The organism is Demequina sp. B12 (assembly GCF_028823635.1).
Lineage (GTDB): Bacteria > Actinomycetota > Actinomycetes > Actinomycetales > Demequinaceae > Demequina.
This window is the reverse complement of sequence record NZ_JAPEHU010000002.1, coordinates 143,167-166,983: the sequence shown is the minus strand read 5'-3', so window position 1 is coordinate 166,983 and position 23,817 is coordinate 143,167. Positions and strand designations below refer to the sequence as shown.

Annotated in this window: 23 protein-coding genes; 12 read left to right on the top strand and 11 right to left on the bottom strand. The window is 65.0% G+C overall.

Going from position 1 to position 23,817, the window contains the following annotated elements; translation table 11 throughout:
- Positions 1-47 precede the first annotated feature (47 nt).
- From ON058_RS05270 to ON058_RS05240, 7 genes are read right to left on the bottom strand one after another with little or no spacing between them, the layout of a single operon-like run.
- A complete protein-coding gene (locus ON058_RS05270) occupies positions 48-749 on the bottom strand; it encodes a sirohydrochlorin chelatase (RefSeq protein WP_274667986.1) in 702 nt (233 codons plus the stop codon).
- 16 nt (positions 750-765) lie between these two features.
- Entirely contained in the window at positions 766-2,004 is a 1,239-nt protein-coding gene (cobA, locus tag ON058_RS05265) for a uroporphyrinogen-III C-methyltransferase (protein WP_274667985.1), read from the bottom strand.
- A gap of 10 nt (positions 2,005-2,014) precedes the next feature.
- Positions 2,015-3,316, bottom strand: a complete 1,302-nt coding sequence (gene hemL / locus ON058_RS05260) for a glutamate-1-semialdehyde 2,1-aminomutase (protein WP_274667984.1) — start codon at positions 3,314-3,316, stop codon at positions 2,015-2,017.
- The gene (gene hemB, locus ON058_RS05255; protein WP_274667983.1) at positions 3,317-4,297 is read right to left on the bottom strand and encodes a porphobilinogen synthase; all 981 of its coding nucleotides are present in this window, start codon (positions 4,295-4,297) and stop codon (positions 3,317-3,319) included.
- Positions 4,297-5,154, bottom strand: a complete 858-nt coding sequence (locus ON058_RS05250) for a uroporphyrinogen-III synthase (RefSeq protein ID WP_274667982.1) — start codon at positions 5,152-5,154, stop codon at positions 4,297-4,299. The genes hemB and ON058_RS05250 overlap by 1 nt, the downstream gene beginning before the upstream one ends.
- Before the next feature lie 3 nt (positions 5,155-5,157).
- A complete protein-coding gene (gene hemC, locus ON058_RS05245) occupies positions 5,158-6,075 on the bottom strand; it encodes a hydroxymethylbilane synthase (protein WP_274667981.1) in 918 nt (305 codons plus the stop codon).
- A gap of 13 nt (positions 6,076-6,088) precedes the next feature.
- Positions 6,089-6,775 carry a copper resistance CopC family protein gene (locus ON058_RS05240; RefSeq protein WP_274667980.1) on the bottom strand — a complete coding sequence of 229 codons (687 nt, stop codon included), beginning with the start codon at positions 6,773-6,775 and terminating at the stop codon, positions 6,089-6,091.
- A 116-nt stretch (positions 6,776-6,891) separates the two neighbouring features.
- Between ON058_RS05240 and ON058_RS05235 the strand changes: the two genes are divergently transcribed.
- Genes ON058_RS05235 through ON058_RS05225 form a run of 3 tightly spaced genes read left to right on the top strand, consistent with a single transcriptional unit; the run spans position 6,892 to position 9,976 of the window.
- A complete protein-coding gene (locus ON058_RS05235; RefSeq protein WP_274667979.1) occupies positions 6,892-8,043 on the top strand; it encodes a glycosyltransferase family 1 protein in 1,152 nt (383 codons plus the stop codon).
- Positions 8,040-9,200: a glycosyltransferase gene (locus tag ON058_RS05230; RefSeq protein ID WP_274667978.1), complete on the top strand. Its 1,161-nt coding sequence runs from the start codon at positions 8,040-8,042 to the stop codon at positions 9,198-9,200. Before ON058_RS05235 ends, ON058_RS05230 begins: the two co-directional genes overlap by 4 nt.
- Positions 9,197-9,976: a GDSL-type esterase/lipase family protein gene (locus ON058_RS05225; protein ID WP_274667977.1), complete on the top strand. Its 780-nt coding sequence runs from the start codon at positions 9,197-9,199 to the stop codon at positions 9,974-9,976. The genes ON058_RS05230 and ON058_RS05225 overlap by 4 nt, the downstream gene beginning before the upstream one ends.
- Before the next feature lie 28 nt (positions 9,977-10,004).
- On the opposite strand, the gene ON058_RS05220 is transcribed toward ON058_RS05225, so the two are convergent.
- Positions 10,005-10,589, bottom strand: a complete 585-nt coding sequence (locus ON058_RS05220; RefSeq protein WP_274667976.1) for a hypothetical protein — start codon at positions 10,587-10,589, stop codon at positions 10,005-10,007.
- 160 nt (positions 10,590-10,749) lie between these two features.
- Here ON058_RS05220 and ON058_RS05215 point away from each other — a divergent pair, with 160 nt between their 5' ends.
- Positions 10,750-12,672 (top strand): M3 family metallopeptidase, encoded by a 1,923-nt coding sequence (locus ON058_RS05215; RefSeq protein ID WP_274667975.1) that lies wholly within the window; start codon positions 10,750-10,752, stop codon positions 12,670-12,672.
- Positions 12,673-12,734: 62 nt separating this feature from the next.
- Here the strand turns inward: ON058_RS05215 and ON058_RS05210 are convergent, their stop codons facing one another.
- Complete coding sequence (locus tag ON058_RS05210) at positions 12,735-13,385, bottom strand: TetR/AcrR family transcriptional regulator (RefSeq protein ID WP_274667974.1); 651 nt, start codon at positions 13,383-13,385, stop codon at positions 12,735-12,737.
- Between the two features lie 70 nt (positions 13,386-13,455).
- Between ON058_RS05210 and ON058_RS05205 the strand changes: the two genes are divergently transcribed.
- From ON058_RS05205 to ON058_RS05180, 6 genes are all read left to right on the top strand, one after another.
- The gene (locus tag ON058_RS05205) at positions 13,456-15,702 is read left to right on the top strand and encodes a glycoside hydrolase family 3 N-terminal domain-containing protein (RefSeq protein ID WP_274667973.1); all 2,247 of its coding nucleotides are present in this window, start codon (positions 13,456-13,458) and stop codon (positions 15,700-15,702) included.
- A 3-nt stretch (positions 15,703-15,705) separates the two neighbouring features.
- On the top strand, positions 15,706-16,917 hold the full coding sequence (locus ON058_RS05200; RefSeq protein WP_274667972.1) for an MFS transporter: 1,212 nt from the start codon (positions 15,706-15,708) through the stop codon (positions 16,915-16,917).
- A 149-nt stretch (positions 16,918-17,066) separates the two neighbouring features.
- Positions 17,067-18,254 carry a CE1758 family FMN-dependent luciferase-like monooxygenase gene (locus tag ON058_RS05195; protein WP_274667971.1) on the top strand — a complete coding sequence of 396 codons (1,188 nt, stop codon included), beginning with the start codon at positions 17,067-17,069 and terminating at the stop codon, positions 18,252-18,254.
- Positions 18,255-18,261: 7 nt separating this feature from the next.
- Complete coding sequence (locus tag ON058_RS05190; protein ID WP_274667970.1) at positions 18,262-18,717, top strand: MarR family winged helix-turn-helix transcriptional regulator; 456 nt, start codon at positions 18,262-18,264, stop codon at positions 18,715-18,717.
- Positions 18,714-19,427 carry a CE1759 family FMN reductase gene (locus ON058_RS05185; RefSeq protein WP_274667969.1) on the top strand — a complete coding sequence of 238 codons (714 nt, stop codon included), beginning with the start codon at positions 18,714-18,716 and terminating at the stop codon, positions 19,425-19,427. Before ON058_RS05190 ends, ON058_RS05185 begins: the two co-directional genes overlap by 4 nt.
- Before the next feature lie 88 nt (positions 19,428-19,515).
- Positions 19,516-19,827 carry a GNAT family N-acetyltransferase gene (locus ON058_RS05180; RefSeq protein ID WP_274667968.1) on the top strand — a complete coding sequence of 104 codons (312 nt, stop codon included), beginning with the start codon at positions 19,516-19,518 and terminating at the stop codon, positions 19,825-19,827.
- Between the two features lie 25 nt (positions 19,828-19,852).
- Here ON058_RS05180 and ON058_RS05175 read toward each other — a convergent pair whose 3' ends face one another.
- Positions 19,853-20,476, bottom strand: a complete 624-nt coding sequence (locus ON058_RS05175) for an NADPH-dependent F420 reductase (protein WP_274667967.1) — start codon at positions 20,474-20,476, stop codon at positions 19,853-19,855.
- A 41-nt stretch (positions 20,477-20,517) separates the two neighbouring features.
- Between ON058_RS05175 and ON058_RS05170 the strand changes: the two genes are divergently transcribed.
- A complete protein-coding gene (locus tag ON058_RS05170; protein ID WP_274667966.1) occupies positions 20,518-21,354 on the top strand; it encodes an HAD family hydrolase in 837 nt (278 codons plus the stop codon).
- A 127-nt stretch (positions 21,355-21,481) separates the two neighbouring features.
- Positions 21,482-22,951: a DHA2 family efflux MFS transporter permease subunit gene (locus ON058_RS05165; protein WP_274667965.1), complete on the top strand. Its 1,470-nt coding sequence runs from the start codon at positions 21,482-21,484 to the stop codon at positions 22,949-22,951.
- A 62-nt stretch (positions 22,952-23,013) separates the two neighbouring features.
- On the opposite strand, the gene ON058_RS05160 is transcribed toward ON058_RS05165, so the two are convergent.
- Positions 23,014-23,772 (bottom strand): SGNH/GDSL hydrolase family protein, encoded by a 759-nt coding sequence (locus ON058_RS05160; protein WP_274667964.1) that lies wholly within the window; start codon positions 23,770-23,772, stop codon positions 23,014-23,016.
- Positions 23,773-23,817 lie beyond the last annotated feature (45 nt).

Sequence of the window (23,817 nt, the reverse complement as noted above, 5' to 3'; positions counted from 1 at the left end):
GCGTCGAGTTTTACACACGCGCAGGGCAAACCTGCGTGACTAAATACCTACGAGGACACGTCGGGCAAGAGCGACTGGTAATGATCCGCCATGATCTGCACCAAGGCCGGGTGGGGAGCCAGCGGGCCCGTCACGTAGTCGGCACCAGCTTTCTCAATCCGGCGCTGGAAGAAACCGGGAGCCAGCAGGTATGAAGCAACAGCCACCACCCCGTCCTCGCCGTTGCCACGAGCCTGTGCCACGGCATCGGCGACCGAAGGCTGGGTCCCCGCCGCAAAACCGATGCGCACCGGACCACCCCACCGCTCTCTGAGCATCTCCGCCGCCGCATCTGTGTCCGCCTGCGAACGAGGATCCGAGGAGCCTGCTGCCGCAAGCACCACCGTCGCATCGTGCGGCACCCCCTCCTCATCAAGCCTCTGCACCACAATGTCGATCAGCCGCGAATCAGGGCCCAACGCCGGGGCCGAGACCACATCTGCGCGATGCTCAACCGCCTCCGCAATGTCGACATACACGTGATAGCCACCGGCAAGCAGGATCGGCACCACGATCGCACTCAAGCCCTCGCCCTCGGGAATCGCATGCACGACCTCGTCGACTTTGGGGTCCTGGACGTCAACGAACGCCTCACGCACCTCCAGTCCTGTGGCAGCCCTCACGTCATCCAACAGCTCACGGATGACCTGCTGCCCAGCTTCCTCGCGAGTACCGTGCGCGCATCCGATCAAAATAGGCGACGTTGACATACGCAAACCCCCAGGGTTATCCAAGGTCAGCGGCGGGAACCGACGGTGTCGCTGCCAGCTCCGATGCCAACAACTCCGGTTGTGCGACCTTGCCGACGACGATAATCGCCGGAGGTTTCACCCCTGTTTCCGCGGCAATACGAGCAATATCTCCCACCACACCCCGCGTGACACGCTCACGCGGCGTGGACCCGTTCTCGATAATCGCCACCGGCAACTCCGGCGCGCAACCAGCCTCCACGGCAGCCGCAGCGATGTCTGGAAGCGCCGTCACTCCCATCAAAAACACCACCGTCGCGCCAGCGACCATCGCCGCAAGCGCTGCCTTGTCCGCCCCAGCGTGTCCAGTGGTGACAAGCACCGATGTCGCGACCGAACGTTGAGTCACGGGAATCCCAGCCAGCGCCGGGACCGACAACGCACTCGTCACGCCCGGCACCACTTCCACGTCGACACCGGCCTCAAGGCACGCATGCACCTCTTCACCACCGCGACCAAACACGTACGGATCGCCACCCTTGAGACGCACCACCGTCTTCCCCGCCACGGCATGCTCCACGAGGATCCGGTTGATCTGGTCTTGTGGAACGGGGTGCCGGTCAGGCGACTTGCCCACGTTGATCACCTCGACGTCGTATGGCACGGCGACCAACAGCTCCGTCGCCCCCAAACGATCGGCAACCACGACATCGGCTTCCGCCAGCGCCTGCTTGCCACGAACGGTGACCAGCCCAGGGTCGCCCGGGCCAGAACCCACCAAGATCACCCGACCCGCCCCTGGCCGCTTTCGCCGAAGATCAACCTCACCCGCGTCGATATGAGCCGCCACCGCGTCACGGACAGCACGAATGCGTGCAGGATCGGGGTCTCCTAGCGACAACACGCCCACAGCAAGGTCACCGTGGTGGCTCATCGCCGCCTGGCGTGCCGTGCCCCGCGCAGCATGGGAGGCATCGATGCACCAGGTCCGGCGCTCCGCGGCCCATTGGGCAACGTCATCGTTCAGTTCGGGATTGTTCGTCGCCGCAAGCACGAACCACGCGTCGTCCAGGTCGGAGGCACGGATGCCGCGTTGCAGCACCGTCAGATCACCGTGCAACGCACGCCGTTCAATGTCGGCATCGAGTTCAGGAGCGATGACCACCACGCGGGCACCCTCCGACAAGAAACGCCTCACGCGGCGCGCTGCGACGGTTCCCCCACCTGCCACCACGACGCGCTTCCCGCGCAGGTCAAGTCCTACAAGAGCAGTCATCGCCGTCGCACTACCCCTGCGACTGTGCCCATGCCGCGGCTGCGTCAACCGCCGTCGCCACATCGGCATCCGTGTGGGCGTGGGAGACGAACCAGGTCTCGAAGGCACTGGGCGGCAAGTACACGCCAGATTCCCGCATGCTGTGGAACAGCGAGGCAAACGCTTGCGTGTCCTGTACAGCGGCCTGGTCAAAGGTCACGGGGCTGTGCTCCAGACCCAGGAAGAAAGACACCAGCGTGCCGGCACGACCCACGGCATGCGTGACGCCGGCGTCGGTGAAGGCAGCAGAGACACCAGCGGCAAGCGCGTCAGCGAGGCGGCCGATGTGCGTGTAGACGTCCTCGGTGAGCAGTCGCATCGTGGCGAGACCGGCAGCAACGGCTACCGGGTTTCCCGAGAGCGTTCCCGCTTGATACACGGGGCCTAGCGGCGCGAGTTGCTCCATCAGATCAGTCCGCCCGCCCAAGGCGGCCACAGGCATTCCCCCGCCAATGACCTTGCCGAAGGTGACGAGATCCGGCTGCCACGGCTCGATGCCAGCCGCAATGTCGAGGTCACGCTCAACGCCCCAGTAACCTGCGGGCCCCGCACGGAAGCCGGTCAGCACCTCATCCACGATGAACACGGCGCCCTCATTGCGGCACAAGGTCGCAATGAGACGGTTGAAGCCACGCGGAGGCGTCACTGTTCCCATGTTCGCCGGAGCGGCCTCCGTGATCACAGCCGCGATGCGCGCGCCATGCTCGGCGAACGCTGCGGTGAGAGCGTCCTCGTCTCCGTACGGCAGTACCAGAGTGTCGGCGGCTGCACCGGCAGTGACGCCAGCCGATTCCGGAACGCCTGCGGTGGCCAGGCCAGAGCCTGCGGCAACGAGCAGCGCATCCGAGTGCCCGTGGTAGCAGCCAGCGAACTTCACAATCACGTCGCGACCGGTGGCTCCGCGTGCCAACCGGATTGCCGTCATCGTGGCTTCGGTGCCGGTGGAGACCAGCCGGACACGTTCTGCTGGCGCGTACCGGCCGCGAATCTCTTCTGCGAGTTCCACCTCACGCTCGGTCGTGGCGCCGAACGACAGCCCGCGCGCGGCAGCTTCCTGAACGGCCTGCACCACCGTGGGGTGTGCGTGGCCCAGAATCGCGGGGCCCCACGAGCCCACAAAGTCCACGTAGTCGCGCCCATCTGCGTCAGTCACACGAGACCCCTGGGCGGACGCAATCGGCACAGGCTCACCGCCGACGCCGTTCCACGCGCGGACAGGCGAGTTCACACCACCCGGCAGGATCGCACGGGCACGGTCGCTACGGATACTCATTCAACGCTCCTTCAGCCACTGTGCGACCTCAAGGGCCGCATAGGTCAGCACAATGTCAGCGCCGGCACGAACGATCGAGGTCACGGCCTCAAGATGCGCTGAGCGGCGGTCAATCCAGCCGCGTTCTGCGGCGGCTTCGATCTGGGCATACTCGCCTGAGACGTGGTACGCGGCCACGGGGACGGCCGATGTTGCGGCAACGTCCGCGAGCACGTCCAGGTACGGGAGGGCTGGCTTCACCATCACGAAGTCGGCCCCCTCACCTTGGTCAAGGTCCGCCTCCACGGAACCCTCGCGACGGTTCGCGGGGTCCATTTGGTACGTCTTGCGGTCACCCGTGAGTTCCGACTCCACCGCGTCACGGAAGGGCCCGTACGCAGCCGAGGCATATTTGGCGCTGTACGCCAGGATGCTGGTGTCGGTGAAGCCTTCAGCATCGAGAGCGTCGCGGACTGCGGCCACCTGGCCGTCCATCATTCCACTCAGTCCGAGGACATCCGCGCCCGCCCGCGCTTGGGCCAGGGCCATGTGGCCATAGATGGTGAGCGTGGAGTCGTTGTCGACAGAACCGTCGTGTGCGAGCACGCCGCAGTGGCCGTGGTCCGTGAACTCGTCCAGGCAGAGGTCAGCCATCACGACCAGGCGACCCGCTGCCGCTGCGGTGGCGCGTGCGATGGCGAGGTTAAGGATTCCGCCGGGGTCGACGGCACCGCTGCCATCCGCGTCACGCACCTCCGGGATCGCAAAAAGCATGACGCCGCCGAGGCCGGCAGTGACTGCTTGCTCGACGACATCGTCAAGGGCGGCCAGCGAATGCTGGTGAACGCCTGGCAAGGACACGATGGGACGCGACTCCGTGAGGCCTTCCTTGACGAAGACCGGCAACACCAACTGGGCTGGGTCCACCCGGACCTCGGACACCAGTCGCCGCATCGCCGGAGTGGTACGCAAGCGGCGCGGGCGGCGTTGCGGGAAAGCCATTACTTCTCCTCGGGGGCCTCGGGCACGATGGCCTCGTCGCTGGGGTCGGGTTCAGCGGCCTCTGTGTCCTCTGACTGCACTGCGGCGGACTCCGGATCGAGAGCTTCCAGCAAGCCCGCAACAATCCCGTCGTACGACGGAGCCTGCGCGACCGCAGCAACGGACAGGCCCGCGGCGCGAGCGGCGGCCGCAGTCATGTCACCGATGGCAATCACAGGCGTGTCAGCAGCCATTTCGGGGCAGGTCGCAGCGAGTCGTTCAGCAACAGAACCCGACGTCAGCAGCACACCGTCGAAGGCACCGTCCGCGAGCATCTCGCGAACATCGGGGTCAGGGCCGTCGCCATCAACGGTGCGGTACGCCTCAACGATGTCAACAGTCCAGCCCTTGCGCGCCAATCCCCGTTCGAGCACAGGAGACGCGAGATTGCCCAAAGGCGCGAGCACGCGCCCCTGACCCTCAGGAAACTCGGCCACAATGCCGCGAGCGTTCTGCTTGTCCTCGGGGACCAAGTCAACAGCCAGACCGACGTCCTGACAGACAGTTCGGGTGGCTTCACCCACGGTGGCGGCCTTCGCCTGGGGCTGAGGGTTGCTCAGCCGCATGCCACGCGAACGTGCGATCTGGTCCATCGCGATGACCGCGTTGCGGCTCGTGACTGCCATCCAGTCATAATCCCCCGCACACCAGGCGAGAGTGGCTTCCTCGAGCGCCTCCGGGGATGCCGGACCTGCAATCGCGATGAACTCGACCTCCTCCACGATGGCGCCCGCTGCGGCGAGCCGCTGAGCCAGGTGACGTCGCTGGGCGGTGACGGGCACCAGCAGGCGCTTTCCACGAAGTGCTGACAGGTCCATGAATCAACTGCCTCCCATGAGTCGCCCGGCACCACGTCCGAGCAAGGTGAATCCAGTACTGCGGCCAAGCGACGCTGCCTCCTGAGCAGGGCCGTTGGTGGTTTCGTTCAAAGCGAGAGTACCCGCGCCATTGATCACGCGAGCCTTCAACGTCAGACGGTCGCCTTCCACGGTAGCCAACGCCCCCACGGGCGCAGCACAACCGGCGTCCAAGACGCCGAGGAGCGCGCGCTCTGCCGTCACGGCGCGGCGCGTATCCGCATGCTCAAGGTCGCGCACAGCATCGGCCCACATGGGGTCCGCATCGGGAAGGATCTCGACCGCGAGCGCTCCCTGGCCGGGTGCCGGGAGCATCTGGGCGGGTTCGAACAGCTCGGTTGCCTCTTCGATGCGGTCGACGCGACGAAGTCCCGCAGCTGCCAGCACCACGCCGTCAAGCCCCTCGTGCAGTTTGCCCAAGCGGGTGTCGATGTTGCCGCGCAATCCCTCGACCTTCAGGTCAGGGCGTAGCGCGAGCAGCTGCGCGGCCCGTCGCGGGGACCCGGTGCCGACGCGAGCGCCCGAGGGAAGGTCGGCAAGGGACACTCCCCGAGTGCAGAGTGCGTCACGCACGTCTTCGCGCTCGGGGACGGCAGCAAGCTCAATGTCGGGATGGAGAGCGACGGGAAGGTCTTTGAGCGAGTGAACCAACACGTCGCACACGCCGTTGAGGAGAGCATCGCGAAGCGCGTTGACGAACACGCCGGTCTGACTCAGCCCCACGAGCGACCCTTGGGAGACGTCACCTTCGGTGCGGATGTGCACCATTTCCACGTCAAGGTCGACACCGCGGGCGGCAGCGGCTTGAGCAATGGCGTCCGCAACCATGCCGGACTGCGTACGCGCAAGCTTGGAGGCACGCGTACCCAGACGAAGCTTCATGATTGGCACTCTTTCACTCGGTGGGGTCGGACTGGGGGTCTGCGGAGCCATGGGCGGAGTCGTCCGGCCGACGGCGGCGGGACTGCGCAATCATGGCGGCGGTCGCCGTGGCGATCACCGCACCCGCCACGACGATCCACACCCACACGCGGGACGAGTCGTCGGTCTCCCCCGCTGTGACGGTTGGTGTGGCGCTCGGCTCGGGGGTCGCTTCCAGGCTTGCGCGGATAGGCGAAGGTTCCACCGTGGGCGTTGGGGTGTCGCTTGAGGCGGACGGGGTGGCCGACGGTGTTGCTGACGGTGTGGCCGATGGCTCGACGCCGGGAGCGTACGTGAACTCGATTGTTCCCTCAATGGGGTGCCCGTCTTCGGCCACAATCCGCCATTGAAGGACGGTGTCGCCTGCAGGCAGGTCGGCGTCCACGGCGGCAGCAAGCGCGGACTCCTCCGGATACTCCGGTACGAGTTCATAGATGGCACCGGTCGCGTCGACGAGAGCAAGCTCGGAGCCGATGTCCAAGATGGCCGACGTGAAGTCCAAACGCACGATGTCGAGCGACTCGACGGTGGTGCCGGGTTCGGGCGTGGAGGCTCGCAACTCGGTGTGCGCTGCCGCGACGGGGGCGACAGTCACCATGCCGACCACAGTCAGCAACGCCACGATGGCGCAACGAGCACGGACAGTCACAACGGAGGGCATGCCGCCATTGTCCCATTGCGGGCGACGCCTGCGTCACTTCCCGGCCACTCAAGGTTCACCACACCTTTGCGCCAGCGTTCACCTCCAGGCCGCACCGCCAGACCACCATGGGAAATGTGAGAGTCGCGCTAGTGGCAGAGTCATTCCTCCCGCACACCAATGGCGTCACCCATTCGCTGCTGCGGGTCATCGATCATCTCCTCGACCACGGGCACCAGGCCATGGTGATGACGCCGCAAGCGCGACGCGGAGACGGCGACCACCACCCCACGTACCGTGAGGTGCCAGTGACCCCCGTGCCGGCCATCGGCTGGCCGGGCTACAGAGACGTGCGGGTATGCACCGCCGGTCCCGCGCGCATCGGCCGAACGCTCGCGTCGTGGAGACCCGACATCGTTCACCTGGCGTCACCCTTCATGCTTGGATGGGCTGCGTTGAAAGCAACGCAGCCACTGGGGCTGCCCACGGTCGCCGTCTACCAAACGGACGTGCCGTCCTATGCGGCCCGGTACCGCGCACCCTGGGGCGAAGAGTTGCTGTGGCGGCGCGTGCTCGACATTCACGGCCGTGCCGACCGCACCTTGGCTCCATCAAGCCACGCCCAGCACCAGCTCGAACAGCGCGGCGTGCCTCGCGTCCACCGATGGGGGCGAGGCGTCGACATCACGCGCTTCCACCCCGCACGGCGATCGACAGCGTTGCGGGCCGCGTGGGCGCCCGGCCACCACACCGTCATTGGATACGTCGGACGGCTCGCCCCCGAAAAGCAGGTCGAAGACCTCGCGGCGCTCGCGAACATCCCGAACACCACGCTCGTCATCGTCGGCACTGGGCCATCAGAACCGCAACTACGACGGCTCCTCCCGCACGCGGTGTTCACGGGGTTCCTTGACGGTGATGATCTTGCTGAGGCGATGGCCAGCTTTGACGTCTTTGTTCACTGCGGGCAACTCGAGACGTTTTGCCAAACCATTCAAGAAGCCCACGCGAGTTCCGTTCCCGTCGTTGCTCCCCGGCGCGGCGGCCCGGTGGACCTGATCGAGGACGGCCTCAATGGCATGCTCTACGCCCCGGGGGACGCGGCCCAGTTACGTGCCGCCGTGACGCATGCCGTCACTCATCCACAATGGCGCGCGCGTGCGGGCAACCATGGACGTGTCGCCGTCCAGGGCCGGACCTGGACTGCAGTGTGCGACCAGTTGGTCGAGCACTACCGCGACGTCATCGAGACCCGTGCCCGCACCCCACTCGTGGAAGTCGCATCGTGAAGATCGCACATGTCGCCAACTTCTATGGGCCCCGCTCTGGAGGACTCCGGACCGCGGTCAATGCCTTGGGAAGGGGCTACGCCGAACACGGCCACCACGTCCTCATTGTTGTTCCAGGCGCGCGAGACGGACTTGAACGCACCGCGTCCGGAACCCGCGTCACCATCCGCTCACCCCTGCTGCCGGGGACAGGCAACTACCGTGTCATCACCCGGCTCGCTGCCGTGCGAGACACCTTGGAACGGTTTGCGCCGGACATCCTCGAAGTGTCCGACCGCACCACGCTCAGCGGCCTCGGATCGTGGGCCGCCCCCCGCGGCATCCCGACGATCTTCTTTGCCCATGAACGCGTGGACGGCCTCGTCAATGCGTATGCACCCGCCACCCTGCGGCCTCGCGGAAAGGCACCGGCCCGGTGGTGGCGCCCCGCAATCGACACTCACAATGCGGCCATCCATGCTCGATTCACCACGGTGGTGTGCACCACCCAGTTCGCCGCCGCCGAGTTCTCCCGGCTAGGCCTCGCCACGCGGCATGTTCCGCTCGGCGTCGATCTCGACCGGTTCGACCCCGGCGCCCTGAGCCCCGCGCTGCGCCACACTCTTGCACCCCCCGATCATGTGGTCCTGGTCATGGCGACTCGCCTCGCGCGCGAGAAACAACCAGAACTCGCCATCGATGCTGCGCGCCTGTTGCACTCACGTGGGGTGAAAGCGACCCTGGTCGTGGCCGGTGCTGGTCCGCTCCAACGTTCACTACGCACGCGAGCAGCCGGAATCCCGGTCAGATGGTGCGGGTTCATCGACGACCAGGACCAGTTCGCCGCTCTCCTCGCCACCGCGGATGTCGCCATCGCGCCCGGCCCCATCGAAACCTTTGGACTCGCTGCCGTGGAAGCGCTCGCGTGTGGCACCCCAGTAGTAGTGAATGCCGCGTCAGCGCTTTCCGAGGTCGTGGGCCACGCCGGGATTGCTGCCCGCGGCACCCCAGGCGATATGGCGACAGCCATTTCAGCGCTGCTGGCACGGGACTCGCGCGTTCGGCGAGAGCGTGCACGCCTGCAGGCGGAGTCGATGCCGTGGACGGCCACCGTCGAACGGATGCTGGCGATTCACCAGGACCTGCATACACGCCACGCCTCCCGGACACTCCGATGACCGGTCCCCGCGTTGCGGCCATTGGCGACTCCATGACGCTGGGTGTTGGCGATGGACTCCAGCAAGCGTGGGGGCAAGTGGGGTGGGCCCGGCATACGGCCGATGCGCTGGGCGCCTCGGACTACCTGTGTACCGCTGCCAACGGCGCCAGGGCGAGGGACTTGCCTTCGCAGGCTGCTCGGGTGCGCCGCTGGAACCCCGACATCGTGCTGTGCACTATTGGCGGCAACGACGCCTTGCGAGCGGATTTCGATGCCCACGAGGTGCAAGAGTGCGCGACTCGCGCGCTGCAACTCTTAGCCGCTCCCCCGCGCAGGCTTGTCCTCATGACGATCGACCGCATCGGCTTGTTTGACCTGATGCCACGACGAGTCAGTGCCGTCATGGCTGAACGTGCCCAGAGAGTCAATACGGCGCTCAGAAGCGCGGGCGACCTGGTCCAGGTGAGCTGGGTGGACGGCGCGGCCGTGATGGCTGATGTGGGCGTGCGGGGGTGGCATGTGGATCGCATCCACCCCTCGCCGTTGGGTCACCGTGCCTTGGCACAGCAAGCGGTGACCGTGGTGACCCCGCAGTGGCCCATGACGGCACGGATCCCCGCAGCCCCACCGACGCCGTCACGGCCCGCCCAGATGTGGTGGCTCGTACAGCATGGGACACCGTGGGCTTTCAAGCGCAGCAAGGATCTTCTGCCCGCCGTGGTGGGTGTGATCGCCACGGAGCTGGCGCACGAAGGGCGCCGTCGACACTCTGCCGACGACGCCCTTCGTGGCTGACGGGACAGGCGACGCTGCCCCGTGAGGTTTAAATGAGCCAGCGGTTCTTCTGGACCACGTCCAGCTTCTTCCACCAGGTTCCCAATCCAATTGCTTGGTAACGAACCTCAAGCGGCACTACTGCGAGGAGCGCAATGATGTAAACGATGTGCTCGTCGAGGAAGGGGTTGGTCGAAGGAAGCATCTGAGTGAGATACATCATGAAGAGCATCGCGGAACCAGCCAACAGGCCGACACGCGTGCCAATACCGAGAACGAGGGCGAGGCCCACGCCAGCAAGGCCGAGCATGAAGGGCCAGTCGGTCCACGCCTGGCCGCCCAGGTCAACGAAGAAGTCGTGGAACGGACTGTTCGGGTTACCTGCATAAACGAGGTACCCCTCGGTAATGCGGGCACCGCTCAGCCATGCTGAGTCACACATAGCCTCGATGGTGAACGAACCGTCTTCTGCCGTGGTGCGGCAGGTCGAGAATCCAAGCCCGAAGAGCTTGTCGAGGAAGGCCCACAGGAACACCCAGCCGATCGCAATGCGGGTGATCGACAGGAAGACCCAGCCGGTCTTTGAACCTACGGGGCCGGTCAACTCCCCGCTGGTGGATTCAGTGGTAGTCATCGTTGTCTCCTTTGATGCGGATACGTAAGACGCGTCCGTCAGGGCGCCTCATTTGACACAGTACTCCCGATCCCTGTTCACGGCAGAGGGAAACCGCAGGTCTTTGCCGAACTGTCACATCCGTCACACTCTGCTCATCTGGGGCGCGTAGCATCGGCGCATGACTGGACTCTCACCACTCGCGCTCCCCGCCCACGACAGCCCTGCTTGGCTGGACTTTTCCGACACATATGTCGCTGAGCGTCTCGGGCTGGCTGGCCGCGAGCTTGACGCTCTGCGTGACGGGTCAACGCAGGACGCGCTGGGTTCGTGGAACACAGCGGACATCGCGACAGACCAAGCCGCGACGCTCATGGAGACGTTGGCCGAGGTTCACCCCCTGGCAGACGTGCGCAAGCGTGCGAGCGAACTCCATCAAGATGTCGTCGGATTTGTCTCGCGGCGCGACAGCGACCCCGTCCTCTACGCAGCCGTGCGCGATCGGCTCGTCGCCACAGACCCGGAAACGGAGTACCTCCGCGCCTTGGTGTTGCGCGACTTCGAGTTGGAGGGCGCACATCTCGATGACGAGGCGCGCGCCCACATCACCGACGTGACCGCCCAGATCACTCAGGCCTCGAACGAGTTCTCCGACAACATTCGCGAAGATGTCGGCTCCGTGAAGGTACCCGCCGCCGCGCTCGCGGGGTTGCCCCAGGACTACATCGACGCGCACACGCCTGGACCCGACGGGCTCGTGACCATCACAACGGACTACCCCGACATGGTGCCGTTCCTCGACATGGCGGCGGACCGTGACGCACGCGAAGCCCTCATGCGCGCGGACTACAACCGCGCGCCCGCCAATGACGCGGTGCTCCGTAGGCTCCTGGCGCTACGCCAGCAGAAGGCGCAAGCTTTGGGCTTTGCGTCGTGGCCTGACTATGCGACCGCGCCCATGATGATGACCGATGGCGATGGGATCGAGACTTTCCTCACGGAGGTCAACGCGGCTGCTCACCCGGCTGGGCTGAAAGATGTCCAGATGATCCTGGACCGGCTTCAGCAGGATCACCCGGACGCGACCGCAGTCAAAGTCTCCGATTCGCGTTACTACCTTGAAGTGTTGAAGGCGGAGAAGTTCGGCGTTGACGGACGCGTCGTCCGCGAGTACTTGGACTACGCACGGGTGCGTGACGGCATCATCGCACTCGCCGGAACCCTCTTCGAGCTCACGTTTGCGCCGGTGAGCGACGCGCCACGCTGGCACGAGGACGTCGAGGTCTACGACGTGGCCGATGCCGGGGGAACGCGCATCGGCCGCATCCATCTGGACATGCACCCGCGCGCGGGAAAGTACGGTCACATGGCGTGCTTTGGCGTGGTGGGCGGCATTGCCGACACGCATCTGGCGGAGAACGCCTTGGTGTGTAACTTCCCGCGCGGCAAGATGACTTTTGACGATCTCGAGACCTTCTTGCACGAGTTCGGTCACCTCATGCACGGCATTGTGTCAGGCCGTGCACGCTATGCGCGCCTTGCGGGCTTGAGCGAACGCGGCGAGTGGGACTCTGTCGAGGCACCGTCACAGTTGCTCGAGGACTGGGCGTACTCCCACGCCGTCTTGAAGGACTTCGCCACGAATGATGCAGGCGAGCCCATCCCTGCGTCACTCGTCGATTCCATCCGCGCCAGCCGTGACTTGGGCGGCGGTCTCCTGACCTGCCGTCAACTGGTCTACGCGAACTTGTCCTACCGTCTGCACCGCGATGTACCGGAGGACTTGGCGGCAGCATCGGCGGCCGTCGAGCGTGAGTTCGATGTCAGAGAGCCCTTGGACGGCACTCACCAGTACCGCTCCTTTGGGCACCTGACGACGTACTCGTCCTGCTACTACACGTACCAGTGGAGCCTGTCGATCGCGAAGGATCTCGCCACCGGGTTTGATATCGATGACTTGCTGAACGTGGAACACTCCCGGCGCTATCGCGACACTGTGCTCGCACCTGGCGGGTCGAAGCCTGCCGCTCAACTGGTCGAGGACTTTCTGGGGAGGCCCTTCACGACGGACGCTTACGCCGCCTGGCTGGCATCCCTCGCATAGCGCACAGGCCCGATGCGTGAGGCAAGGCCGGGCACGGCAGCCTCACGCATCGGCTTGTGTACCTAAGCGTCGAGCGTCACGGTGAGGTGTGCCTCGAAGTGGTGCTTGAGCACCTCACTCATGGGGGTCGCGCGCACTCCCATCAACCACTGCACCTGCAGTCCGTCCATGACCGCGACGGCCTGCTGGGCGGCGGCAGCGCAGTCGACGCCATCGCGAACCTGCCCCTGGGAGGCCGCGGTGCGGTAGGCAGCCTCGATGCGCGAGACAAGGTTGTCGTAGCGTTCGATGAAGAAGTTCCGGGCGGGATGGTTCTTCGACGTCGCCTCCGCTGACACAACGGCGTACAACTCGACCACGCCTGGTCGGTTCTCATTCAAGCGGGCCGATCGCACCAAGCTCTTGAGGGCCTCGATGCCGTCTTCCCCGTTGACGGGGTTGACTTCCCCATCCTGCTGATCGCGACGCTCAAGGACAGCCATGAGCAGCGCTTCCTTAGTGGGGTAGTGATAGAGCAGGCCCGGGTGAGACATGCCGGCCCGCCCAGCGATGTCGCGCAACGAGCTACCGCGGTAGCCGTTTTCTGCGAACTGCGCCATCGCCACATCAAGGATGTGGGCTTTCGTGGCGCGTCCGCGGGCATAGGTGCGCTCGGCTACTGATTCGCCCATTTCGGCAGATTCTTCCTGAATGGTGGTCAATTTGTCGTTCACGACCACGAATCTACCATACGGTCAGAAACATGGTAGTTTCCCCCTACATCTGTAAGTCGAAAGGATTCGCGTGAGCACCGTCGCCTACCTCGATCCATCCCTCCCCATCCCGTCTCGAGTGGACGACCTTCTGGGCCGCATGACGCTCCCGGAGAAGGTGGGGCAAATGATGCAGATGCACACCTACGGGGGCGTCGACCACCTCATCACCGACCTGCACGTCGGATCGATCCTCCACGCCTCCCCCGAACGACTCGCACGCGCCCACGAGCTCAACGCGCGCACACGGCTCGCCATCCCCCTGCTGATCGGCGAGGACTGCATCCACGGCCACTCCTTCTTCAAGGGCGCGGAAATCTACCCCACCCAACTGGGCATGGCCGCATCATTTGACCCACACCTGCTCGAACGAGTGGCCCGCGCAACTGCCGTTGAGGTCGCCTCGACAGGCATCCACTGGACCTTCTCCCCCGTTCTGTGCATCGCCCGCGACCTCAGATGGGGGCGCGTGTCAGAAACCTTCGGCGAAGACCCGCACCTCCTGGGCGAACTGGGCGCCGCCATGGTGCGCGGTTACCAAGGCGACGGCCTCGCAGACCCCACGGCCATCCTCGCTACGTCCAAACACTTCGCCGGGTACTCCGAAACTCAAGGCGGCCGTGACGCATCCGAAGCCGACATCTCGCGACGCAAACTGCGCTCCTGGTATTTGCCGCCGTTCGAACGCGTCGCCCGCGAAGGGTCCGCCACGTTCATGCTCGGCTATCAGTCGACTGACGGCGTCCCCATCACGATCAACTCGTGGCTGCTCAACGACGTACTTCGCGACGAGTGGGGCTACACCGGCACCCTGATCACCGACTGGGACAACGTGGGCAACCTGGTTCGCGAACAGCGCCTGTTCCCGGACTACGCTCACGCTTCGGCGGCGGCCGTGAACGCCGGCAACGACATGATCATGACCACTCCTGCGTTCTTCGAGGGGGCGCAAGACGCCGTCGAGCAGGGGCTCTTGGACGAGTCGCGCATTGACGAGGCGGTCGCCAGAGTCTTGACCTTGAAGTTCGCACTCGGGCTGTTCGAGGACTCCCGCATGGCAGACCCCCAGCGCCAAGCCGCCGTCATCGCCAGCCCCGAACACCGCGCGCTGAACCGGGAAGCGGCACAACGGTCGCTGGTCTTGCTCGAGAACAACGGCGTGCTGCCGCTAGCGTCTCAGACGCCGCTCACCGTGGCCGTTGTGGGCCCGAACGCAGACGACCCCGACACCACACTGGGCGACTGGGCGGGGGCCTCGGGCCAGGCCGATTGGCTGATGGAGGGCCACCCGCGCGACATGATCTCCACCGTGCTCGACGGTGTTCGCGCCGGGGCACCCGCTGGCTCGACCGTCATTCACGCGCGCGGTGCCGACATCATCACGACCGGCCCCGACCCCCAAGGCGCGTTCTTCCCTGACGGGCAACCACGCCCGCACATTGCCTTTCCCGTCGACCCTGACCCCGCCATGATTGCGGAGGCAGTCGAGGCCGCTACCGGCGCCGACGCCGTCATCGCGGTGCTGGGCGACCGCATCGAACTCGTTGGCGAAGGTAAGTCGACCGCGACTTTGGAACTCCTGGGCGGCCAAGTCGCGCTGCTTGACGCCCTGGTTGAAACCTCGACGCCAGTCATTCTGGTGGTTCTGGCATCCAAGCCGCACGTGCTGCCACGCTCAGCCGACAAGGCTGCGGCCGTGATTTGGGCAGCGAACCCCGGGATGGCGGGCGGGCACGCCCTAGCCGACCTGATCTTCGGCGCGGTCGAGCCGTCGGGACGCCTCCCTCTGTCGTGGCCGCGCCATGTAGGCCAACAGCCCACGTTCTACAACCAGATCGACGCCCAGCACGGGTACCGCTATGCGGACCTCACTCAGGAGCCTCGTTGGGTCTTCGGTGAAGGACTCTCCTACTCGACGGTTGAGTACAGCGACCTCACTATCCACGAGCCTTCACTAGGACCGACAGACACGGTCCGGGCGCACGTCACCGTGACAAACACGGGAACGCGGCCCGTCCTCGAAACCGTGCAGGCCTACGTGCGAGACAACGTCACGTCAGCCACCTGGGCAGACCGTGAACTTAAATCGTTTGTACGACTGCCGGTGCCTCCGGGCGAGTCAGCGACGGCCTCAATCGAGATCCCCGTGTCCGCTTGCTCCATCGTGAACTCTCATGAAGAACGCGTGGTCGAGCCGGGAGACTTCACCCTGCTCGTAGGCCCGTCGTCGCGACTGTCCGACCTCCTTACCGCGCCGTTTCACGTGCAGGAGCGCTAGTCCATGACGGCGCCCACCCCTGTGATCACGCGGGAACTTTCCCGCGCACGCCTGGCGGTGTCGCTGATCTTCTTCACCAACGGGATCGTCCTAGGCGGATTCGCTCCGCGCGTGCCTGCTATCAGGGACCATCTGGATCTGACGTACGGCACGTTCGGCCTCGCCATGTCGATGTGGCCGGTAGGTGCGCTGCTGTTGGGGCTTGCGGCAGCACCCATGGTGCGCCACCTGCGATCGTCACGCGTCGCGACGGTGGGAATGGTCGCATCGGCGCTCGCGATGGTGCTGGCGGGCACTGCTGGCAATGTGTGGGTGTTCGGCGTTGCGCTGTTCTGGGTGGGAGCGACCGATGCGTGGGTGGACGTCGCGCAGAACGCCCACGGTTTACGGGTCCAACGACGTTACGGCCGTTCGATTTTCAACTCGTTTCACGCGTTGTGGAGTGCAGGCGCGGTCGCCGGTGGCGTGATCGGCGCGGTGTGTGCGGGCGCCGATGTGTCGGTGGCGGCACAGTTTGGGGCTCAAGCGGTGCTGGTCACAGCGGTCAATGTGGCGGTCTACCGGTGGCTGTTGGCAGGGCCTGAGCCGCAGTCGGTGGCCGACGAAGGTGCCGGTGAGGCGGGTGTTCCTCAGCACACTCCGTTGCGTTCTATCCCCTGGCGTACCTGGGGCCTGCTCCTCGCCTTGACCATCATCGCCATTGGCGGAGGGTGGACCGAGGATTCAGCGTCTACCTGGTCCGCAAGCTACATGTATGACGAGCTGGGCGCCACGGCAGCGGTCGCGGCGTTCGCGTTCATTGCGATGCAGAGTTCTCAGTTCGTCGGGCGACTCCTGGGCGATGCGATGGTCGACAAGTGGGGCCAGCGCTCCGTCGCTCGCTGGGGTGGCTCACTCGTTGCGGTGAGTATGGGTCTGGCGCTCGCCTTTCCGTCAGCGTGGGGCACTGTTGTGGCGTTTGGCGTGGCGGGTTTTGGTGTCGCGACGCTGATCCCTGGTGCGATGCATGCGGCGAATGAGCTTCCGGGCTTGCGGGCGGGTACGGGGCTCACGATCCTGTCGTGGCTGCTTCGCTTGGCGTTTCTGTTCTCCCCAGCCCTCGTGGGCGCGATCGCTGACGCGACCTCGCTGCGCGTAGGGCTCATTCTGATGCCGGTCTTTGGGCTCCTTGTTGTTGCGCTTGCCGGCTCGATGGCTCCGAAGGCCACTCGGTAGGCCCCCGTCAGCGACGGCGGGAATAGACGGCAACCGCCTGCGTTATTAGATGCAAACGCATATAATTACGAGAGTGGCGGACGGCCCGCAACGTGAGACCTCGCGGCGCCCGTCATCCGTCCCGCGCTCGTCACCCCCAGGAGGCTCCCATGCAGTTCGGCATCATGTCCGTCTCGGACATCACCCGCGACCCTGTCAACGATTACACCCCGTCCGAGGCCGAGCGCATCAAGAACACCCTTGCCATCGCCCTCAAAGCGGAAGAGGTCGGACTCGACGTCTTCGCGATCGGTGAGCACCACAACCCGCCGTTCTTCTCCTCGTCCCCCACCACGCTGCTCGCGTCCATTGCCGCTCAGACTGAGCACCTCACAGTGACGACCTCCACCACATTGATCACCACCAATGATCCTGTGCGCATCGCGGAGGAATATGCACTGCTGCAACACCTCACCCACGGGCGCATGGACCTCATGTTGGGCCGCGGCAACACAGGTCCGGTCTACCCCTGGTTCGGCCAGGACATTCGCCAAGGACTGCCCCTCGCCCTGGAGAACTACAACCTGCTGCACCGTTTGTGGCGGGAGGACGTTGTCGACTGGGAAGGAAACTTCCGCACACCCCTCCAAGGCTTCACTTCCACTCCCCGCCCTTTGGACGACGTTCCCCCCTTCGTGTGGCACGGGTCGATCCGCACCCCCGAGATCGCAGAACAAGCCGCCTACTACGGCAACGGTTTCTTCGCGAACCACATCTTCTGGCCCAAGGAACACACCCAGCGCATGGTGCAGTTCTACCGCCAACGCTTCGAACACTACGGCCACGGCGCCGCCAAGGACGCGATCGTGGGGTTGGGTGGTCAGACCTTCATCGGCAAGACGTCGCAGGAGGCCCGCGACCGCTTCCGCCCCTACTTCAACGAGTCTCCCGTCTACGGCCACGGCCCCTCACTCGAGGACTTCTCGACGCAGACACCGCTGGCCGTCGGGTCTGTTCAGGAAGTCATCGACAAGACCCTCACCTTCCGCGAGTACGTGGGCGATTACCAGCGCCAGCTGTTCCTCATCGACCATGCGGGGCTGCCTGTCGAGATGGTGCTGGAACAGTTGGAGTTCTTGGGCGGAGAAGTAGTTCCTGTGCTGCGCAAGGAGACCGAGTCTCGCCGCGATCAGGCCGCGCCCGCCAACCCGCCCTCGCACGCCGACCTGGTGAAGGCCAAGTATGGTGACAGTGAGCCCCGGCAGCCACGCCCCAACGCTAATCGCGGCGACAACGTCACCGGAGCTTCCCCTTACCAGGACTCCGAAGGCACCCAAGCCGTGTATCCGACCTTGTGAGGAAGCCATGACCAGCGCCAAGAGCCGCACGCGGGAAGCCAATGTCGCATGGGAGCAGGCCATGACCACCCATGCCGTGCTGATGCGCACCTTCGCCGCGCATGATGTGTGGTGCGATCTCAGCGTCCGCGAGTACGACGTGCTGTACACCCTGGCCAAAGCGAAGGAGCCGTTGAGGCTCAGCGCCCTGGGCCACGGGGTGCTGTTGAGCCAGCCCGCACTGTCGCGCATGGTCGATCGTCTTGTCTCCCGCGGGCTGATCAGTCGCTGCGTGGATCCGGCCGATGCTCGGGCCACTCACCTATCCCTCACCCCTGAAGGCGTCGCTCTCCAACGCAAGATCGGTCGGGGCCACGGCGCTCACGTCGCCACCGTCATGCAGACCGCGTTCACGGACGAAGAAATCGCCACGTTTGAGGCGCTTCACCGCAAACTCATCGCTGCAACACTGGAGATGTCATGACCCAAGAGACGTACCGCATCGTGGTGGTGTCGGCCGGAGTGTCGAATCCCTCGTCCACCAGCATGCTGGCCGACCGCACGGCACAACGCGCAGTCGCGCTTGCCAGGGCGCACGGGCACGATGTGGAAATCAGCGTGGTCGAACTGCGCGAACTCCTGCCCGAACTCCCGCAAGCACTGTCGACTCAGTTCATGGGGCCCGGCTTCCGCCGTGCGATCGACCTGCTTGCCGAAGCCGATGGCGTCATCGCAGCAACACCGGTCTACAAGGCCGGCGCATCGGCAGCCTTCAGCGGATTTTTCCAGGTTCTCGACAACGATCTCCTCATCGGCAAGCCGGCAGTGCTGGCGGCGACGGCGGGAACGTCCCGGCATGCTCTGGTGATCGACCAAGAAGTGCGCGGCATGTTCGCGTACTTGCGTGCGCTGCCGGTGCCGACCAGTCTCTTCGCGGCGCCCGAAGACATGAACGATCCTGCGTTGGGGTCCCGGATTGACCGTGCAGCACAGGAACTCGTGTTGCTGATGGAGTCCGGGTTTGCTCGTGCCGTCCGCGGTGAGACCTGGGACACCTATAGCCACGAGTTCGGCTCTGACGCAGGCCGCGAGGTGACGGTCGACTTCTCGAGTGCCGTCATGAAGCTCGCGGCGGGCGGCACCCTGCCGTCACAAACGTCACGAAATAGAGACAAACCGACCACGCCACGGTAACCAGAGGTCACAAGTGTGTTGCAGTGGGTGCAACTGGCAATGATCGGGCGCTAGCCTCGTGACAGCCCCCTGGTGAGTAAGGACCTAGATGACTCTTCACAGTGACTCAGACGTCGTTCGTAGCGACGCCAGTTCCCGTTACGAGTACTCTCTCAACGGCGATCTTCTGGGGTTCATTGAGTTTGTCGTCGAGGGCCCGCGGACCATCTTGACTCACACCGAGGTCCCCGAAGAGTTCCATGGAACCGGGGTCGCTCGCGAGCTGGCCGCCGGGGCCATGGCAGACCTCGCCACGCGTGACACGGTCGTCGTTCCTGCCTGCCCCTACCTTGCGCGCTACCTGCGCCGCTGTGACGACCCCGGCTTCACCATCGAATGGCCGGCGCCTCGCTCCTCCTAACGGCGCTCGCTCCCACGTCCGAGCCCTACAAGCCGCGAGCGCGGGCTACTACCCGCCCGCGTTGAGAGCCCCAAAACCGCTCAAGCATGTCGTGCAGCTCGGCTGCGGAAGCATCGGCACCAAAGGCCTCTGTCAGCGGCTCGAACTTCACGCCGTATGCGAGTTTCCCCGCGCGGACCGGCTCGAAGCCCATGTGGTCGACCAGGGTGGCCACGACCTCAGTGTCGGCGGAGTCGTCGCCGGCTACCGCGACCGCAATCCTGTCCGCGCTGCCACGAGGGCGCGCCAGCTCTTCCAGGGCGTAGCCACTGAGATGGTTGAGTGTCTTCACGATGCGCGCCCCGGGGAGGTGGAGTGCCACAACTTCGGACGATGACGTGGTCGCGTCTTCAAACTCGGGCCGGGAGCCGTCGAGTTCCCACCAGTAGTTCATCGCATCGATCACGAGAGTCCCAGCCAGGTCCGGGAGGTTGCGGTACTGGTGCAGGGGCACTGCCAGCACCACGACATCGGCGCTCACCACAGTGCCAGGGTCGTCGAGCGAGCCCGCCATCGCCACGTCATAGCCGGCGGTGCGAAGCAGCGCGGCGATGGCCTTTCCGACGCGGCCGGCGCCCAGGATCCCTACGGTAAGTCTCGAGTCGGTCACGGAAGTCACCCTAGGCGACGCACACAGTTAGGGTGACTCTCGTGACTTTTGCTGAGGATTCTCACCGCGCTGTCTTCTTGGACGTGGACGGCACGTATGCGGACCATGGCGTGGTCCCCCCTGCCCACGTGGAGGCTGTCCGCGAGCTGCGCGCAAATGGCCACTATGCGCTGCTGTGTACGGGACGCCCTGCTTGTGCTGTCTCTCCCCTGCTGACGGCAGCCGGTTTTGACGGCATTGTGAGTTCAGCTGGCGCACGCGTCGACATCGGTGGCGACATCATCACGAGCACGTTGTTCCCGCAGGAGGTCACGCGCCGAGCCGTCGAGGTTCTCGAGAGCCATGGGGCGACTTATGCCCTGGAGGCACCTCAAGCGATGTACGCGTCCGCGGCGGTGGAGCAACTGCTCGACACGTTGGCGCCCGGGCCTGCGGCCACCAAGGAGCGTCACCAGGCATGGGAAGTGTTCCGCGGCGCTTTGGTCGTCAGTGATGCGTTGGGCGAGCACGATTGCGCCAAGATCTTTGTGTTCAACTCCGGTGGGCTGATGGCCGATGTGGTGGCAGAGATTGGTCCCGAGGTGTCCGTAGTCGCGGGCTCCAACGAGTCGCTGGGCGAGCGCACCGGTGAGATTCACCTCACGCACATCACCAAGGCTGTCGGCATGGAAGCAGCCAGAGTTGCACTGGGCGTCCGGCCGGAGAACGTCGTCGCTGCAGGTGATGGTCCCAACGACCTCGAAATGCTGGCAGGAGCCGCCACGGCCATCGTCGTCGAAGGTGCGCTGCCTGAACTGATGGCGCACGCCGATGTCGTGGCACGGCCTCCGCGCGACAACGGTCTCGTGTCAGCGTTCCGAGAACTGGGCCTGATTTAGGTCGCTTGCACCCCGGGGCTTTCGGGATGTCACACCTCGGTGCGAGAATACTGAATGTCCCCGTCGATGCGCGCTGTCTGTGCGGATCCGATCCGCACCCACGTGTCGACCAGAAAGGCACTCTCGCATGACTGACGCTGCGGCCCGCACCGCCGTCTCCACTGATACCGAGTCCACGACCGCCCGGGACAACCTTGTCATCCGGGTCCTCATCATCTCGGCATTCACGGTGATCTTGAACGAAACCATCATGGGTGTTGCCATTCCTCACCTCATGACGGACTTGGGCATCACCGCGATCGACGCCCAATGGCTCACGACCGCATTCCTCTTGACGATGGCCGTCGTGATTCCGATCACGGGGTTCCTGCTCCAGCGGTTCCCCACCCGACCGCTGTACATCATCGCGATGTCCGTGTTTGTCGCGGGCACTGCCATGGCCGCTATCGCGCCGGGCTTCGAGGTGCTGCTACTGGCACGCATCGTGCAAGCATGCGGTACTGCCGTGATGCTGCCGCTGCTCATGACGACCGTGATCTCCCTCGTTCCCGAAAAGGAACGTGGCAAGCGCATGGGCACCATCGGCATGGTGATCTCCGTGGCGCCCGCCATCGGTCCCACGATCTCTGGCCTCATTCTGGCCTTCCTGTCATGGCGCTTCCTGTACGTCGCTGTCTTGCCTGTGGCGATCACCGTGCTGGTCTTCGGCATCATGTCGATGCGGTCCACCAATGAGCCCAAGAAGACGCCCTTGGACGGGTTCTCCGTCCTGTTGTCGGCAGTGGGGTTCGGCACCCTGGTCTACGGCTTGAGCCTCATCGGCGAGTCCGCAGAGGGCAATATTGCCGTGGCCATCAGCTACTGCGCCGTGGGAGCCGGGGTCATCGGCCTGTTTGTCTGGCGTCAGATCGCGCTCCAACGGCAAGACCGGGCGTTGCTTGATCTCAGGACCTTCGCGTCACGTACCTTCGCAGTGTCGACCGCGATGTTTGTCGTGTGCATGATGTCGCTGTTCGGCACCATCATCCTGCTCCCGCTGTATACGCAGGGCGTCCTTGGCATGACAGTGCTCCAGGCGGGTCTGCTGCTCTTGCCCGGCGGCCTCACCATGGGACTACTGGCCACGCCGGTAGGCCGCGCATACGACAAGATCGGGCCACGCGCACTCCTCATCCCGGGCACGGTGCTGGTATCGATCGCATTGTGGTCGGCAGCGCTGATCCTGGGCGAGACGACGGCCTGGTGGGTGGTGCTTGCGATTCACATCACCATGTCCGTGGGCCTTGCCCTGATCTTCACGCCGCTGTTCACCGCGTCGCTGGGGTCGCTACCCCGGCACCTGTACTCGCACGGCTCCGCCATCGTGTCGACCATCCAACAAGTAGCGGCGGCCGCGGGCACCGCACTCTTTGTGGCGTCGATGACAGCAGTGATGGTGTCGCAGGAAGCAGCGGGGGCTTCAGAAACGGCAGCCCACGCTGAGGGCATCACGACCGCCTTCCTGATTGGCGCGATCATCGCCACCTGCGGCATCGGACTTGCCACCTTGATCCGCAAGCCCGAGTCAGCTGACGGCCCTGCCGTCGCCGCGCACTAGCGAAAGCGAGCACACCACCGGCCACGGCGCGTGGCCCTGAGCCCTAGGGCCGGGACCACGCGTCAGGTCAGCGGTGTGATCCGAGTCCAGGTGGGGTGTTTCGGTTCGCGCCCGTCCCCTGAAGAGCGCCGTGTCAGACGTCGCCCCAGCCAGGGCAGCACGTATGTGGCGTAGTAGCGCGCCTCTGCAAGCGCCCCGGTTGCCACGACCTCTTCCCCGTCAGCCGCCGGCAACGCTGTCTCTACCCCCAGGTGTGTCAGCACGCGGGCAGCAACACGGGAGTGCCCCAGAGCGTTCAAATGCAAGCGGTCGGCAGACCAGTACGGAGCACGCGCCAGCTCGGTGTCAGACCAGTTGTCGACGAACGGCTGATCAGGACGTCGCTCGAGGAGCTCCGCGACGGCGTCGAGGTAGATTTTCCCCCGTTGGCTCATCATCGCTCCACGCGGTAAGCGAGCCGTGGGGTCGCCTCCGGAGAGCAGCAGAAGTTCAACGCCAGCGGCGTCGCACCGGTCAATCGACATCTCGATCAACTCCATGATGCGGTCAAGATCGAACCCAGGCCTCATCATGTCGTTGCCGCCGCCATTAAACGTCACCACCGTGGGCAGAGGGTCCAGGCCCAACACGTGCTCGAGCTGTTCGTGGACGATCGGCTCGATCAAGCGGCCACGGATGGCGACATTGACGTACTCGACTGGCTCGTCGAGACCGGCGGCAAGCCCCGCCGCGACAAGGTCCGCCCACCCGCGAACACCACCGTGGGGAAGGTCGTCCCCCACACCTTCGGTAAAGCTGTCCCCGATCGAAGCAATGCGCATACGGGCCACAGTATCTGGGAACCGGGACCTTGCTGTGCGACCATG